Origin of the sequence: Saccharothrix sabaoui (genome assembly GCF_051756985.1) — a bacterium.
In the GTDB taxonomy this organism is placed as follows: domain Bacteria; phylum Actinomycetota; class Actinomycetes; order Mycobacteriales; family Pseudonocardiaceae; genus Actinosynnema.
In genome coordinates, this window is the sequence record NZ_JBPKJK010000036.1 from 50,019 (window position 1) to 65,223 (window position 15,205).

8 protein-coding genes (1 of these 8 running past the window's edge) are annotated in these 15,205 nt (G+C 73.8%); all 8 read right to left on the bottom strand.

All coding sequences use genetic code 11. From position 1 onward, the window contains the following. On the bottom strand, positions 1-3,538 hold the 5' portion of the coding sequence (locus ACR807_RS14050) for a WXG100-like domain-containing protein (protein WP_498371968.1). The gene continues 24,869 nt to the left of window position 1, outside the view; only the first 3,538 of its 28,407 coding nucleotides appear in the window; the start codon lies at positions 3,536-3,538; its stop codon lies off the left edge, out of view. A gap of 107 nt (positions 3,539-3,645) precedes the next feature. Beyond that, positions 3,646-4,089: a hypothetical protein gene (locus tag ACR807_RS14055; RefSeq protein ID WP_438921733.1), complete on the bottom strand. Its 444-nt coding sequence runs from the start codon at positions 4,087-4,089 to the stop codon at positions 3,646-3,648. 10 nt (positions 4,090-4,099) lie between these two features. Beyond that, positions 4,100-4,516, bottom strand: a complete 417-nt coding sequence (locus ACR807_RS14060; protein ID WP_438921734.1) for a YbaB/EbfC family nucleoid-associated protein — start codon at positions 4,514-4,516, stop codon at positions 4,100-4,102. 94 nt (positions 4,517-4,610) lie between these two features. Continuing rightward, positions 4,611-7,919, bottom strand: a complete 3,309-nt coding sequence (locus ACR807_RS14065; RefSeq protein ID WP_438921735.1) for a right-handed parallel beta-helix repeat-containing protein — start codon at positions 7,917-7,919, stop codon at positions 4,611-4,613. A 7-nt stretch (positions 7,920-7,926) separates the two neighbouring features. Next, a complete protein-coding gene (locus ACR807_RS14070; protein ID WP_438921736.1) occupies positions 7,927-10,629 on the bottom strand; it encodes a hypothetical protein in 2,703 nt (900 codons plus the stop codon). A gap of 1 nt (position 10,630) precedes the next feature. Then, positions 10,631-11,986, bottom strand: a complete 1,356-nt coding sequence (eccB, locus tag ACR807_RS14075) for a type VII secretion protein EccB (RefSeq protein WP_438921737.1) — start codon at positions 11,984-11,986, stop codon at positions 10,631-10,633. Positions 11,987-11,989: 3 nt separating this feature from the next. After that, the gene (gene eccD / locus ACR807_RS14080) at positions 11,990-13,372 is read right to left on the bottom strand and encodes a type VII secretion integral membrane protein EccD (protein WP_438921738.1); all 1,383 of its coding nucleotides are present in this window, start codon (positions 13,370-13,372) and stop codon (positions 11,990-11,992) included. After that, positions 13,369-15,205, bottom strand: a 1,837-nt coding sequence (gene eccCb / locus ACR807_RS14085) for a type VII secretion protein EccCb (protein ID WP_438921739.1), incomplete at its 5' end; no start/stop codon positions are given. The genes eccD and eccCb, both read right to left, overlap by 4 nt.

Here is a 15,205-nt window from a genome sequence, read left to right on the forward strand (position 1 = left end):
CCAAGCCGTGGTCGTGCCACCAGGGGGAGACGTCCTCGGGGGACGAGCGGAACACCAGGCCGGCTGTCGCGTTGCCCTGCGGGGGCAGGTCGACGGCCCCGGGAGGCGCTTGTCGGCGGTCGAGCGCGTCGGAGGACCGGGCGCTCCGCTCCGACGTCAGCACCCGGGTCTCGACCATCCGGAGCTCGTGCGCCGGGACCCCGCCCCGGAGGTCACGACCGGCGGAGATGCCGAGGAGGGAGCCGACGGAGGCGGCCAGCGCCGACGCGTCGGCGTCGACGGGCCAGCCGAGCCCGCTGGGTTCCGCGCCGGACGGGAGGACGTCGATCGAGCCGTGGGCGTCGTCCGCGCGGTCGGTGAACTCGACGGTGACGTGGAAGCGCTCACCGCCGGGCAACCGGTTGCCCTGGTTGTACAGCTTCGCGACACCTCGGCGCACGCGGTCGCGCATCCGGGCGTTCCCCGGGAGGTGCAACCTCACGGTGAGGTCGAGCACGGGATCACCGTCGACGTCGAACCGCCGGACGTCGTGGTCGATCAGGCCGCCCCCGTCCACCGAGTCGCGGCTCCGGACCCGGCCGCTGGGCGGCGTGGTGTTCCGGACCTGCGCGATACGGCGGTCGAGTTCGACCCCCGACGTGGTGGTCGTCGTGCCGGGCCGTGGACCCGGGTCACCCGGCACGTCATTCGCCAGGTCGTTCGCCAGGTCGTTCGCGATCCGGCGCGCCAGGGCCGCGCTGCCCACCGGGTCCTCGCTGTCCGCCAACTCCGCCGCGACCAACGTCACCACGTCATCACGCACGTCATCCGCCACCAAGCCCGCGACCACCACCCCCCGCGCGCGCCCCACCACCTCCGCACGAGCCGCCGGCGGCAAAGAATCCACAGCAGACCGGGCCACCCGGGCATCAGCCCGCACCAACGCCACCGTCCACGCCACCGAACCACCACCGACCTCCACGCCGGCAGGCACGACACCCGGACGACCACCGTCGGGCCCGGGTTCGCCACTGCCGTGGACCCGCGCACTGGTCGGCGGTCCTGACGGGTCCTTCCCCGGTACCGGCAGTGCCTTGCCGACCAGGTCGGGGAAGGTGATCGGGTGATCGACCACCGGCAGGTCCGACGGGGTGCCCAACGCATGGCCGGTCGGTCCGGTCGGGGGGGCGTAGAAAGGCAGTCGGGGGACCGACAGCCTGCTCTCCGCGGCCTCGTCGCGTCCCCCCGAGGAGGAGTTCGCGCGGGCCAGGTCGCCCAGGATGCGCCGGACGCGGGCACCACCGGCGGCGGGGTCCCCTCCCCTGACGAGGTCGACCGCGACGATCGACACCAGGTCGTCGTAGAGCTCGTCGTCGGTCACCCCTTCCACGTCCACGATCGCCCGCGCCTGCTCCACCGCGCCCGGACCACGGCCCTCGAGGATTTCGTCGGCCGCGCGCGCCCCGTCCCGCAACGACGCACGGGTCCACGGCGCCGCAGCGGCGTCGGTGGTGGAGGCGGCCGAGCGCTCGTCAGGGGCGAGCCGGTCGTCGACAGCGGACGGCGACGAGAGCGGTCCGCCCATCAGCAGGGTGGCCGGCTCCGCCGGGCTCAGGTCCTGTTGCCGTGCCTCGTCCAGGACGTGCTCCGGGTCGAACAGGTCCTCGGGCTCGCGGCCGCCGAACTGACCGCCGTACGACGACAGGTCCACCGGCGGCGCGTCGACCTCCGGGTGGGTGCCCACCCGGCCGGTGGTCTGGGAGGACTGCCCGGGCGCGACACCGGTTCCCTCGCGGGATGCCGGACTCGTCGGGCCCGGCTGTTGGGGGTTCTGGGCGGTGGGCGGTTGGAGTGAGGTCGATTGGAGGGGTGCAGGTGCCGGTGCCGGTGCGAGCGGCGCGGGCGCGGGCGCGGACGGCGCGGGCGGTGCGCTGCCCGGCGAGGTGGCGCCTGAGGTGGTGGATCCGGGTCCTTCCGAGTGGGAGGACTCCCAGCCGGCCAGGATGCGGGTCGTTTCCGGTGAGGACACGGGCAACGGCTGCGGCTGCGGCTGCTGGCCCGTCACCTCCGCGTACCTGCGGAGCGGACCGGGGTCCTCGTCGGTCGGTTGCTGCTCGGTCCGCGGTGTGTCGTCGGCACCGTGCAGGGGAGCGGGTCCCGGTGGGTTCTGCCCCTCGGGATCGGGCGCGTGGTGCTCGGGCGCCGGACCACCGTGCTGAGGGCTGTTCGGGCCGGACGGGTCGGGTGACGTGACCGCTCCGGTGGACGGGGCACCGCCCGGAGGCGTGGTGCCGGAGCTGGACGAGTTGTGCAGGGCGACACCACCCGCGGCCAGACCGCCCGCGGTCAACCCCGCGGCGGCGCCGATCCCGATGCCGGTGCCGATGGCGCGGCCAAGACCGCCGGAACCCCCTTCCCCCTGGCCACCGCCGCCCCCTTCGGCCGGTGCGGCCCCCTCCTCGCCCGCCGGCGCCGGCGGGGCGGTGGTGTCCTCCGTGCCCGGTGGCACCTGGTCCGCCACCTCGTCCCCGGCCACGCCGACCGGAACCGGGACCTCCTCGGTGGTGCCGTCCTCGGGGACGTCCTCGGGAGCGCCGTCCTCGGGCACGTCCTCGCCCACCACCCCGCCGTCGACCGACGCCTCCGGCTCGGCACCACCGGTATCGCCCAAAGCCTCGATGTCGTCCAGACCGGTCAGGTCCGCCCCCTCGACATCCTCCAAATCCTCACCGAACGCCTGATCCACCGCGCTCTGCACGACCCCGCTGAAGAACCCGCCGACAACACCTGCCCACACATCCCCCATGTCCTGGCCCATCGCACCGGCCATACCCGCGCCGACAACACCTTCCGCACCCCCCTCCGCCAACCCGTCGAACCACGGCGTCTTCGAGAACTCGGGCGTGAACCGACCACCCAGCTGCTTCGAACCACCGATCAACCCGCCCGCCGCACCGCCACCCACGAACGACAACATCGACGACTGGTCGTCCCAAGCCTGGCGATTCCCCTCCCCGAACTGCACCACCTGCACCAGGGCGTCCTGCAGGACCTCCTCCACACCCTCCTGCGCCGCCTCCACCAACAACCGGTTCGCCCAGTGCAGGTTCGCCAACCGCATCGCGACCCGCAGCCGACCCGCCGCCACGATCTGCGGCACCAACGACGCCGTGAACGGGCTCGCCATCGCCCACACGATCGCCGACGTGAAGAACGACACCTCCACCAACAACCCGTACTCGGCCTGCTCCACCTGCAGGGCCGCCTGCTCCAACATCCCCGCCGGCTTCTCGACCACACCCGCCAACGACGCCGCGGCCCCGGCCAACCGCCCCACGCGACCCTTGAAGGCCGCCGCCACCCCCTCCCCGACAGCCTCCTCCACCGAACCCGACAACCCCCCGAACCGCTCCCCCCACCCCGTCAGCCCACGCCCCGCCGCCCGCCACGCCCCCGCCAACGCACGACACGCGCCCACCGACAACTCCGGCGGGATCTGCCCCACGAACAACACCGACAACACCGTCTCGAAATCACCGGTACCCGATTCGAAAGACACCAACAACTCCAAGCAGGCAGGAAGCGGAAAGATGATCGTCGGGCGAAGCGGGGACCGGCAGTGCTCCTCCGACCGCGGAGCTCTTGACGGGGGCCGTTCAGCCCGGGCTAAGCGACGGGAGGCACTTCGCCCGTGATGCCCTGGCTGATCTTGATGTTGTTCTCCTCGGTCACCTCTTGGGCCTTGGCGAGCCCGCGGAGGCCGATCCCGATGGTTCCGACGGCTTTCCGGAGTTCTTCGAGGACGGTGAAGAACTCGGTGTTCACCTTGTTCAGCCCCGACCAGATGATCCGGTAGCCCTGGTCCTTCAGGGCGTCGGCCTCACTGCCCTTGATCGGCTTGTGGGTGAGGACCGGGTGCTGGGCGAGGTGGAACTGGCCGAGGCTCTCCCCGGCGTTGTCGTACCTGTCGGCGATCACCCGCAGCTTGCGGCTGTCGCCCCTCAACTCCCCGTCGGCGCCGGAGTACCCGTTGCCGGGATCGGGACTGGTGGACGGCCGGTCCGGGCCTGCGTTCCCGCCGCCGTTCTTCTGGGGGCGCGGTGTCGTCATGGTCGTCTCCTCAGTTCGGTGGGCCGGACAAGAGGTCGTTCAGCGACCGGTTCGGCCCGAGTTCGGGTATCTCGAACATCGCCGGGTCGAGTTCGCCGGCGACCACCGCCTTCGCGTCGAACCCCGGCGGCATGTGGGGCGCCATCAGGTCGGCGGCTTCGTCCGCCGCCTTGCGCTGCGCGGCGGCGATGGTGTCGACCAGGGCGGCGGCCAGTTCCGCCGGGGCCATCCGCTTGTACGCGGCAGTGGGAAACTTGATCTCTTCGACGCCACCGCCGTGCCCGGCGGTGACGGACACCGACCTGCGGGGCGCGGTGGCGGTGGCGCGGATGTCCTTGAGCCTGCTCTGGACGTCCAGCAAGGCCTGCTGCTGCTCCCGGTACTCCGCGAGCAGTCGGCCGAGCTGCTCGGTGTGCGCGTCGGACATGGTGACCTCCTTGATCCGAATGTGCAGCGGCGCACGGCACCCCGACAACGCCAACCGGTCCGGAAGACCCGTTGGCGCACGGCCTCGTGCACGATCAGCCCACCGCGGCGAGACCGCCGGACACGGGGGAACGCAGGTCCGCCGCGGTGAGGGTGCGGGAGGCGGCGGTGGCGGCGAGGTGCTCGGCGAGTCGGTGCGCGCCGTGCGCGGTGCGGTCCGCCGATCCCTCGATGCGGGCGCGAAGTGCGACCACGGCGTCGTCGGGCACCTCGTGACCGCGACGCGACAGGTGGCGGACGGTCATCCGCAGCAGGTCGTCCACCGAGGGCTCGGCGAACTCCCACGCCTCGGCGAAGCAGCCGGCCAGGGACTGGTCCAGGCCGATCAGCTCGCGTACGGCGTGCCGCTCCCCCACGAGCAGCACGACGACGGTGTCCGCGTCGCGGCGGACGGCGTGCACCAGTGCCTCCGCGGTCTCCGCGCGGCGCTCGGCCGAGTCGGTCGGCCACCCCGCGTCCGCGTCGAGCACGAGGACGCCGCCCGCCGCGTCCTCGAACGCCCGCCCGACCAGGCTGGCCGCCTGCCCCGGCCAGCGCGGGCACAGATCGGTGCCGACGCGCACGCGGACGACGTGCCCGGCGCCGACGAGGTCCAGCTCGGCCAGCGCCTGCGCGTAGAGGCGGGCGACTTCGCTGCGGCCCGTGCCGCGCGGGCCGGTCAGCACCGCGCTGCCCTGGCGCGCGACGGGCCTGCGCCGCTGCTTGAGGCCGCACAGCCGCAGAGCTGTGCGGCCCAGGCTCTCGCGCACGTCGTCCAGGCCGTACAGCTCGGACAGCCTCCCCCACGCCCGGCTCGCGGCGAGGGCGGCGACGGGGTCGGTGTTCACGTCGGGGGCGTCCGAGGACGGCACGGCCTGGCCCAGCGCGCCGAGCTCGGGTGCCAGGTCGGCGGCGGTGAGGCGGTTGAAGTCGGAGTCCTTGGCGGGCGGCTCGTTCGCCAGGCGCGACGCCTGGTTGTTGACCATCGCCTCGAACAGCTTGCGGGCCACGCGCCCGTTGCCGAACGTGTCGTTCTTCGGGACGCGGTCGAAGTAGTCGTGCAGCGCTCCCACGGCGTCGTCGGACAGCTCGTAGTAGTGCTTGCGGCACAGGTTGACCGTGATGGTGACGAGTTCCTCGACGCTGTAGTTGGGGAACTCGATGGTCCGGGTGAAGCGGGAAGCCAGACCGGGGTTGGACGCGAGGAACTTCTCCATCAGCTCGGAGTAGCCCGCGACGATGACCACGATCTCGTCGCGGTGGTCCTCCATCATCTTCATCAGCGTGTCGATGGCCTCCTGACCGAAGTCCGGCCCGTTCCCGCCGGACTGGCTGCTCAGCGTGTACGCCTCGTCGATGAACAGCACGCCCCCCATCGCCTTGTTCACCACCTCGGCGGTCTTGATGGCGGTGGCGCCGATGTACTGGGCGACCAGGTCCGCCCGCGCGACCTCGACCATGTGGCCCTTGGCGAGGATGCCCAGTTCGGCGAGCACCGAGCCGTACAGCCGCGCCACGGTCGTCTTGCCGGTCCCGGGCGGTCCGGCGAAGACGAGGTGCCTGCTCATCGGCGGCATCGGCAGACCGAGTTTCTGGCGGCGCTGGCTCATCTTGATGAGGTTGATCAGGCCGATGACCTCCTGCTTGACGCCGTGCAGGCCGATCAGGCCGTCGAGGTCGGCCAACGGGCCGTCCAGCGCGACCGCGCCGGTCCCACCGCCCTCGGCGCCCGGGGACGGGAGGCCGGGCAGCCCCGTCGACCCGGACCGCGTGGGCGCGGCGCCGACCCCGGCCGCGAGCCGGCGCTCGTCGGTGACCAGGTCGGTGACGGTGAGCCGGTCGTGGTCGACGCGCTTGTGCACGGGCGCGCCGCCGGCCCCGGTGACCGTGCAGCCGACGACGGCGGCTTCCTCGTGGGTGTCCAGCAGGACGCCGTCGCCGGCACTGCCCGTCACCTCGCTCTCCCGGAGTTCGACGCGTCCGCCGCTGTGCACGTGGACGCCGTGGCGACGGGCGTCGCGGACCCTGCACCGGGTGGCGCGCAGCGCGCCGCCCGCGACCTCCAGGCCGTCGCCGGCCGCGGCGACGACCTCGCTGTCCTGGACGACCGCCTCGCCGCCGGCGGCGACGCACAGGCCCCCGCCGCGCAGCAGCGTGGACGCGAAGGTGCCGCGGGCACCGCCGGAGAGCGTGACGAGGTGTTCGGCGCGGCCCGCGAGCCTCAGGTCGGTGACCTCCGCGCTGACCGCTTCGGCGAGGTCGAGCCCGACACCGTCGCCCGCGGTGATCTCGGCGTCGGCGAGCACGAGCGTGGACCGCCCCTTGAGGACGACCACGGGGCCGGTCGCCGGTTCGACCCGCAGGCCCCGCACCTCGGCGCGGGCGTCGGCGCGCAGCAGCACCGCGCCGTGCGTCGACCCCCCGACCCACAGCTTGGTGAACCTGGGACGGGCCTCGCCGTCCACGACGACGCCCATCGGGCTGTCGTCGACGCGGCAGTCCTCGAAGTGCGGTGCCGCGGAGCCGGTGACCTGGACGGCGTTGCGACCGGCCCCGGTGAACCCGCAGCCGCGCAGCACGGGCTTGGTGTCGCCCGCGAGGTGGACGGCCTGCGCTCCCGCGCCGCTGAACCCGGAGTCGACCACGCTCACCCTGCCGCGACTGGTCAGGTAGAGGTCGAGGCTGCCGCTGCCGGTGACGACCAGGTTGCGGATCTCGGCGTCGGCGTCCCCCTCGACGACCACCGCGGGCTTGCTCGTACCGGTGACCTCGCAGTCCTCGACGGTCACCCGGGCGTTGCCGTTGACGCAGATGCCGTTGCCGCCCGCGCGCAGGACCTGGACGCGGCGCAGCACCAACGCGCCCTGTTCCGTCACGACGACGCCGGAGGAGGCGGCATCGGCGATCTCGACGTCCTCGGCGCTGCTCTGGTCCGGTGAGGTGACCACCAGCCCCGCGCCCCCGGTCGCGGTGAGCGCGCAGCCGCGCAGCGAGACCCTGCCCCGCGCCCGGGCCAGCACCGCCGCCCACGACGCGCTGGACACGCGGCAGCCGTCCAGGGCGACTTCACCGCGCCGGGCGTCCAACGTGGCCACGTCAGTGGCTTCCCCGGTGATGACCAGACCGGTCAGCCGCACGGCCTCCGCGTCGACGACCACGGTGCTGCCCGTGGTCGCGCGCACCTCGACCGTGCCGGGCCCTTCCTCCGCGGTGAGGGTCACCACGCGGGTGAGCACCAGGTTCTCGTCGTACCGGCCGGGCAGCACGCTGATCATCGCGCCGTCCCGGGCGTGGGTCAGCGCCGCGCCGATCGTGGGGTAGGCGTCGGGGCGGTTGCGGTCCACCACGAGCAACTGTCGGTTCATTCGCCTGTCACCTCTCCGCTCGGGCGAGGCGGACCAGGCCCGGCAACGTCCGGAACCGGGGGATCGCGCCCTCGGGGGTGCGCGCGTCCCGCTTGGCCGTCGCCCACTTGTCCGCGCTGGTGCGCAACGCGGTCGTGGCCAGCTCGTCGAGGGACACGCGGTTGCGGTCCACCCGACCTTCGGCGTCGATCTCCCCCGCCGCGAGTTCGCGCAGGAGCACCCGTCCCCGGGTGTCGGCGGTCGGTTCGCTCAGGCCGAGCACCTTGAAGCTGGTGCCGGGCACGAACAGCACCCGGTCGCCCACTCCGCCCACCTCGGGCTCCAGCAGCTTGGTGCGACGACCGGTCATGGACCAGAGCAGGACGTCCACGTCGCCCTCCTGCCGGGCGCACGGCGCGGTCAGCGCGTTGAGGAAGCCCCACTCCGTGACCAACTTGCGCCCCCGGTACAGCTCCCACTCCTGCCCGGTGAGGGAGGTGCTGTAGACGGCGATGCCCCGGTGCGAGGGCAGTCGGCTCAACCCGGAGACCGCGCAGCGCGCGAACGGGACGTGCGGGCCGACGGCGGTGCCGCGCAGGGCGGCGTCGAGGCCGTCGCCGTCCGCCGACAGGTAGAGGCGGACCGCGACCGCGTCGGTGAGCAGGTCGGCGGAGCGCCCGCCGGCCCCCTGGAAGCTGGGGTGCTCGGACAGGACGCGCGCCACCGAGTTCGCCACCGAGGCGAACTGCTGGTTGAGCGTCTTGCGCAACCAGGTCCGCTCCTCCTCGAGACCGCGCCTGGGCACCACGGCCGCCGCCGCGGCCGCGGGCACGGACTGCGGGCGCGTGACCGGGTCGGCGGGCCGCGGGCCGGGTGCCGCGTCGTCCGGGGTGGCGGGCGGCGTGGGGGTCCGCTGCCCGCCCGGAGGCCCGGGTTCGGGGGCGCTGCCCGGTGGGGCGTCGGCAGGCGGAACGGGAACGCGTCCGGCCACGGGGACGTCCGGGGGTGGGACGGGTCCGTCGACGGGGACCGTGACCGGCGGCACGACGGAGGGCTCGTCCACCGGGGGCGCGCCGACCGGGGGCGCGGCGGCGAGCACCGGGCCACCCGGGAGAGCGGGTCCCGCCGGGGGGAGGACCGGTCCGGCCGGCGGTGCGGTCGGCCGGGCAACACCGGTCGGGAGGGGTGCCGGGGTGGCCGTGACCGGTCCTCCCGCCGGCACCGGCGGGGTGATCGGGACGACGGACCCGATCGGCGCCGGGGGTGCCCCGGCGGTCAGGCGCCGGCGGATGCTCGACTGCTGTCGCGCCTCCGGGTCGGGGTCGCTCACCGGGTCGACCACGCCGACCGCTTCCGCGACGTCCACGACCGCCGCCTCCACCGGTCGCGCCACGAACCCGGTGGCGGCCTCGGCGGGCGCGGCCGCGGTGACGGCGGCCGGGCGTGCGGGCTCCGCCTCCAGTCCGGCCATCGCACGCCCGACGACGGGAGCGGTGGTCTGCGCCGTCGCGGGCACCAGGTCGCTCATCCACCGGGTGCTCGGGTCGAGCCGGGCGACCAGGTCCTCCGCGAGGGACCTCATCCGGGCCGCCACGGCCGCGTCCGTCGCCTCGAAGAGCATCAGGTGCCGTTCCGGGTTCAACGGGGTCGTGCGCACCGACTCGGCGTGCGGCGGCTCGACCGGCGGGCGGACCCACAGCCCGGCCTGCACGACCTCGACGACCGCGTCCGGCGCGTACCAGTAGGTCGCCGGGCCCACCTCGGTCACCCCCGCGACCGGCGGTCGGTGGCTGAGCAGCCGAGGAGCCGGCGTGGCGCCGTCGGACCGCGGGGTGTAGACCAGTTCGCGCGCGGTGCTGCGCCACCCCGGCGCGCCACCGGCGCGGATGGTGTAGATGTCCGGGTCGGCCACCGAGTCGACCGGTTGCCCGGTGTACCAGACCAAACGCTCGCCGACGAAGTTCGTCAGCGCCTGCGCGGGATCGCCACCGTCGGCGTCGGACAACTGGCCGTAGCGCAGCAGGCGGGTGTTGCGCCGCAGCGATTCCGGCAGGCCCTTCCAGAACCTGGCCACGTCGTCGAACGAGATGGGAGGCGCGTCGGGGCAGCCGAGGACGAGCGTCATCACGTCCGGCTGGCACGGCAGGGTTTCCTGCAACCGCGACCGGTGCACGCGCAACCGGCCGTCGTCGGTCGCCGGCCTGATCCAGATCCCGCCGCTGAAGGGCTCGGCGATACCGGTCGCGCTCGTCGCCACGGCCTCGGCCGGTACCTCCGGCTCCCACGTCGGCTTGGGGAACCGCTTGGACTCCCAGCGCGGCGGCTTGCCCGGTTGGAACCTGATCCAACCGCTGCGCTGGCCGGCGTCGACGAACAGCGCGCCGGCGACACCGGGCAGCACCGCTCCGTCGGGCGCGATGATCGGTCGGTTGAGGCGTTCGGCCAGCCACTGCCCGGCCAGCGCGGTGGTCTCCCGGGACCGGCCGCCGATGACGATGCGCACCCCGCGACGCGGCCGGGGCATCAGGTCGGCGACCGACTCCCAGGCCGAGAACGGACTGCCGGTGGGCAGGTCGACCACGACGAGGTCGTGGTGCGGGTCGACCGCCACCACGAGGGCGAGGTTGCGCGCTTCGGCGGTCAACTGGTCGCGCGGGTGGACCACCAGCGCGTTGCCGATCACGCGGCTGGTCATCTCCACGCCGCCGCGGCGTTCGGTCACCTGGCTCATGTCAACTGCCTCCCTTCTCCACCACGCCCACGGCGTTGCGCGCGAGCACTGGCCCTTCGGGCACCGCGTCGAGCACCGCGGCGTCGACCGGTACCGGTGTCACGCCGCCGAAACCCAGTGCGGTCACCGAGTCGTCGTCCGGCACCGGGTACTTCACCCCCTGATCGGTGATCAGGAAGCGGTCCGGCTTGCGCCCCTCGGCCACCGGCACGGCCGCGGCGAGGACACCCGACGCCGGCTTGAGCCTCGTCGCGGCGGTGGAGCCGGTGGCGTGGTCGGGGCGGTGCTCCGGGTCCGCGGTCACCAGCGAACTGGACACCCCCGTGCCGACGGGCTGCTGCCGCAGGCACACGGCGCGCTCGGGACCGTCGCGGTCGACGAGCGGCTTGGTGGTCACCAGGTCGGGCAGCCGCGAGGTGAGCGAGGTGTCCGCCGAACGCGGTGCACCGGCGAGCGCCGCGGTGTCGAGGCGGGTGGCGTTGCGCCCGTGCTTGGCCTGGAGCAGGGCGTATTCCGTGCGCGACAGCGGAGCGAGCCCGTCGACGCGCAGCACGAAGGGCTGGACGCCCGCGGCCGTGTCCTGTTCGAACAGGTCCCCGACGCGGCGCGGTGCGGCTCCGACGCGCGGTCCGACCTCGCCGTCGTCGGGGATCACCGCGGCACCGAGCTCCGGCCCGTCGGGCAGCGCGTCGAGCCACGCCTCGGGTGCGGTGACCGGCGGCCCGGCGCCCAGACCGAGGGCGACCGGCGCGGTGTCGTCCGCCAACCCGTGCTTGCGACCGGCCCACACCGCGTACTGGCGGCCGTCCGGGGCGGCGACCCACAGGTGGCGGTCGTCGCCGACGGTCGCCGTCTGCGCGCCGGGCACGAGGTCCAGGCCCATGCCGCCCCCTTGCGCGGCCAGGCACAGCAGCCACGGACCGGTGACGAGCGCGCCCTTGTCGGGAACCGCCTCGGGTGCGCCGACGATGCCGACCTCGGGCCCGCGGTCCAAGTCCGCCAGGGAGGCGCGCTTGATGGTCTCGACGTGCGCGCCGGCACCGGTCATCAGCAACGCCGAGGCCTGGTTGAGCACGGGCACGAGCAGGCCGTTGCGGTGGACGTAGGTGGCGCCGGTCTCCTCCTCCACCAGGATCGCGTCGGGCTGCTTCCACGCCTGTGACCCGCCTGGCTTGATCAGCCCGTAGACGCCGAAGCCGACGGCGATCAACAGCGCCAGCACGGTACCCATCACGAGGCCGAACAGCGCCCGCTGCGCGGGAGGCTCGCCCTGGCTGGTGTCCCCGAGCAGCAGTGCCGAACTCATCCGGCCGACCATGGTCTGGTAGGCGTGCAGGTGGTCGCGTTGGGTCTGCACGGGTCACCCGGCCAATCCGCGGGCCCAGGCGTACACGGCCAGGACCTGGAGCAGCATCGGCAGCATCGCGATGGCCGCGCAGAGTTCCAGCACGTTGGCGAGGTGCCCCCACACGGGCAGCGCCCGGCGCTGGAGCGGGCGCAGGGCGGCGGTCACGAGCAGCACCGCCACGCCGAGCAGTCCGACCAGGCCGACGGTCCGCCACACCGGGTCGAGGAGCACGCCCAGCACGAGCAGTTGCGCCACGACCCCCGCCGCGCCCGCCAAGGACAGTGCGGTCCGCTGCACGACGTTGCGGAACTCGCGGGCGCGCAGCAGCACCAGCGTGGTCAGCAGACCGAGCGTGACGTGCTCGACCCAACCGGCACCGGCCAGCAGACCGGGCACGACGAGCGCGAACACCAGTGCCGCGCCCACCGCCAGCATGGTCAGGTACTGGTCGGCCTGCCGGGTGCGGGCCACGAGGTCGGCGGCGGGCTCGGGTTCGACGTCGATCTGGAGCTCCTCCGCGGTGCGCGGGAGCTGGGGTCCGCGCAGCCGGGCGGTGCGGGTCGCGAGCTTGGGCGCGAACAGGGTGAGCAGGAAGAACGCGGAGCCGACCACGGCGGCGGTCTGCGTGCCGGTCAGGCCCAGCCCCAGGTGCAGCCACCCGGCCAGCACGGCGCCCAGTCCGGCGGCGACGACGATCCCGAACGGGACCACGGGCAGGTCGCGCACGACGAGCCGTTGCAGCACCAGTGGCAGCACCGCGCCCGCCACCGCCGCGACCGCGCCGACGAGCACGCCGACCGGCGTGAACGCGCCGTCGACCTGCAGCCCGACGAGGCCGCTCAACCACGCGGAGCCGCACCCCGCGAGCCCGGTGATGCCGGCGAGCGCCCGGTCGCCGCTGGTGCGCGCCACCACGAGCGCCGCGGTGATCAGGACCAGGGCCAGCACCGCGGCGGTGGCGGCGAGCGCCGTCGTGTCCGACGCGGTGACCAGGACGCCACCCGCGGTGGCCAGCACACCCGCGGTCAAGCCGAGGAACAGCCGCCGGTTGGCCGCGTCGCTCCACCTGTCGCCTTGGCGGCTGATCGCCGTGGCCATGCCCTCGGCCACGTCGTCGAAGTCCAGTTCCGGCAGCGGGTCCTGCGCGGGCACGAGGTGGAACCGGTCGCCGTCGAGCCAGTCCAGGGTCTCGGGGGTGCCGTCCGGGTCGAGCGGGCCCTCCCCCAGCCGCTGGAGCACCCACGAGCCGTAGTCGACGGCGCGCTCCTCCTCGGGCACGACGTGGTCCACGAGCATGGGGATCAGGTCGGTGAGGGTGGTCGCCACCGGCACGGCCAGATCGGCCTTGCCGCCGGGACCCACGACGGTGACGCGGCACAGGCCGGCGGCGGTCACGGCCGGTCACCGGCGAGCTGCGGCACGGGCGCGAAGGCGGTCTGCACGAGCTTCACGCCGCGTCGGGTGACGAGCTGGGCGCGACCCGGCGGCAGGGTGCGCGGGGCGGCCTCGCCGAGGAACTTGCCCTCTTCCTTGGGGTAGGAGAACAACAGCGCTGGGGTGCCCAGCTCCCAGAGCCGGCGCAGGACGGGGTCCATCATCCCTCTCATGGCGTTGGCGCTGCTTCGCGCGACGATCAGGTGGAAGCCGATGTGCACGCCTTGGGCGAGCATCGGCAGCAGGGCGTCCAGCGGCGTGCCGATGCCGGAGCTCATCAGCTCGTAGTCGTCGATGACGACGAACAGCTGGGGACCGTCCCACCAGTCGCGGCGGCGCAGCCGCTCGGAGGAGATGTCCGCGCCCGGGATGCGCTTGTGCAGCGACACGGCGGCCTTGTTCGACAGGTCGGCCAGCGCCTCGGTGCCGACCGCGTGCCCGATGAGGTAGTCGTCGGGCACCACGCCGTCCAGGTCCCGCCGGGAGTCGCCGAGCACGATCTTGGCCTGCTCGGGGCCGTAGCCCCGCACGACCGAGTGCAGCACCAGCCGCAGGGCGTTGGTCTTGCCCGTTTCCGCGTCACCCAGGGCGATCAGGTGCGGCACGGTGGAGAAGTCGTGCCACACCGGGGCCAGGCGCTGCTCGTCCTGGCCCAGGCAGATCCGCAGGTCGCCTTCGGGGCGGGGCAGGTCGGCCGCGGGCAGTTTGGTGGGCAGCAGCCGCACACCGGGCGCGCTGCGGCCGGGCCAGAAGGTCCGGACCTCTTCGGTGATCGCCTTGGTGACGTCGGCCAGGTCCTCGGTGGCGGAGCTGCCGTCCAGCCGGGGAAGGGCGGCCAGGAAGTGGTAGCCGGAGCTGGTGAGGCCGCGACCGGGCTGGTTGGGCACGGTGGCGGCCTTGCGGCCCTGCACCTCGGATTCCATCGCGTCGCCCAGGCGCAGCTCGAAACGGGTGCCCAGCACGTCGCGCAGCCACGGGCGGATCTCCGACCAGCGGCTGGAGGACACCACCAGGTGAATGCCGAACGACAGGCCGCGCGCGGCGATCTCGGTGAGGCTGCCCTCCAGGTCGCCGTAGTCCTGACGCAGCGTGAACCAGCCGTCGACGATGAGGAACACGTCGCCGTACGGGTCGTCGACCTCGCCGGCGCGGCGGGCCTTGCGGTAGGCGTTCATGGACTCGTAGCCGCGTTCGGCGAACACCGCCTCGCGGCGCTCCATCACCTGGATGATCTCCTGCACGGTGCGGTTGACCCGGTCCCGCTCCATGCGGGTGGCGATCGAGCCGACGTGCGGCAGACCGCTGATGGACATCAGACCGCCGCCGCCGAAGTCCAGGCCGTAGAACTGGATCTCCTCCGGCGTGTGGGTGACCGAGAGCGCCAGCACCAGCGTGCGCAGCAGCGTCGACTTGCCGGTCTGCGGCGCGCCGACCACCCCCACGTGCCCGTCCGAGCCGGACAGGTCCGCGCCGAGCAGCTCCCGGACCTGCTCGTAGGGCCGGTCGACCACGCCGACCGGGATGCGCAGGTGCCCGCGCACGGCGTGGTCGAGCACGCTCATGCCCAGGTCGGGGTCCGGCAGCACGCTGGGCAGCAGGGTGTCCAGGCTGGGCGACTGGGCCAGCGGCGGCAGCCACACCTGGCGGGCGGCCGGGCCGGCGCCCGCCAGTCGGTCGATGAGCACCTCGGCCAGGCTCGGCGCGTCCTCGGCGGGGGCTGCCTTCTTCTTCTCCGCCTCCACCTCGGCGGGGTCCGGGGCGACGGGCAGGTGCGGTTCGGGGTGGGCGTGGGTG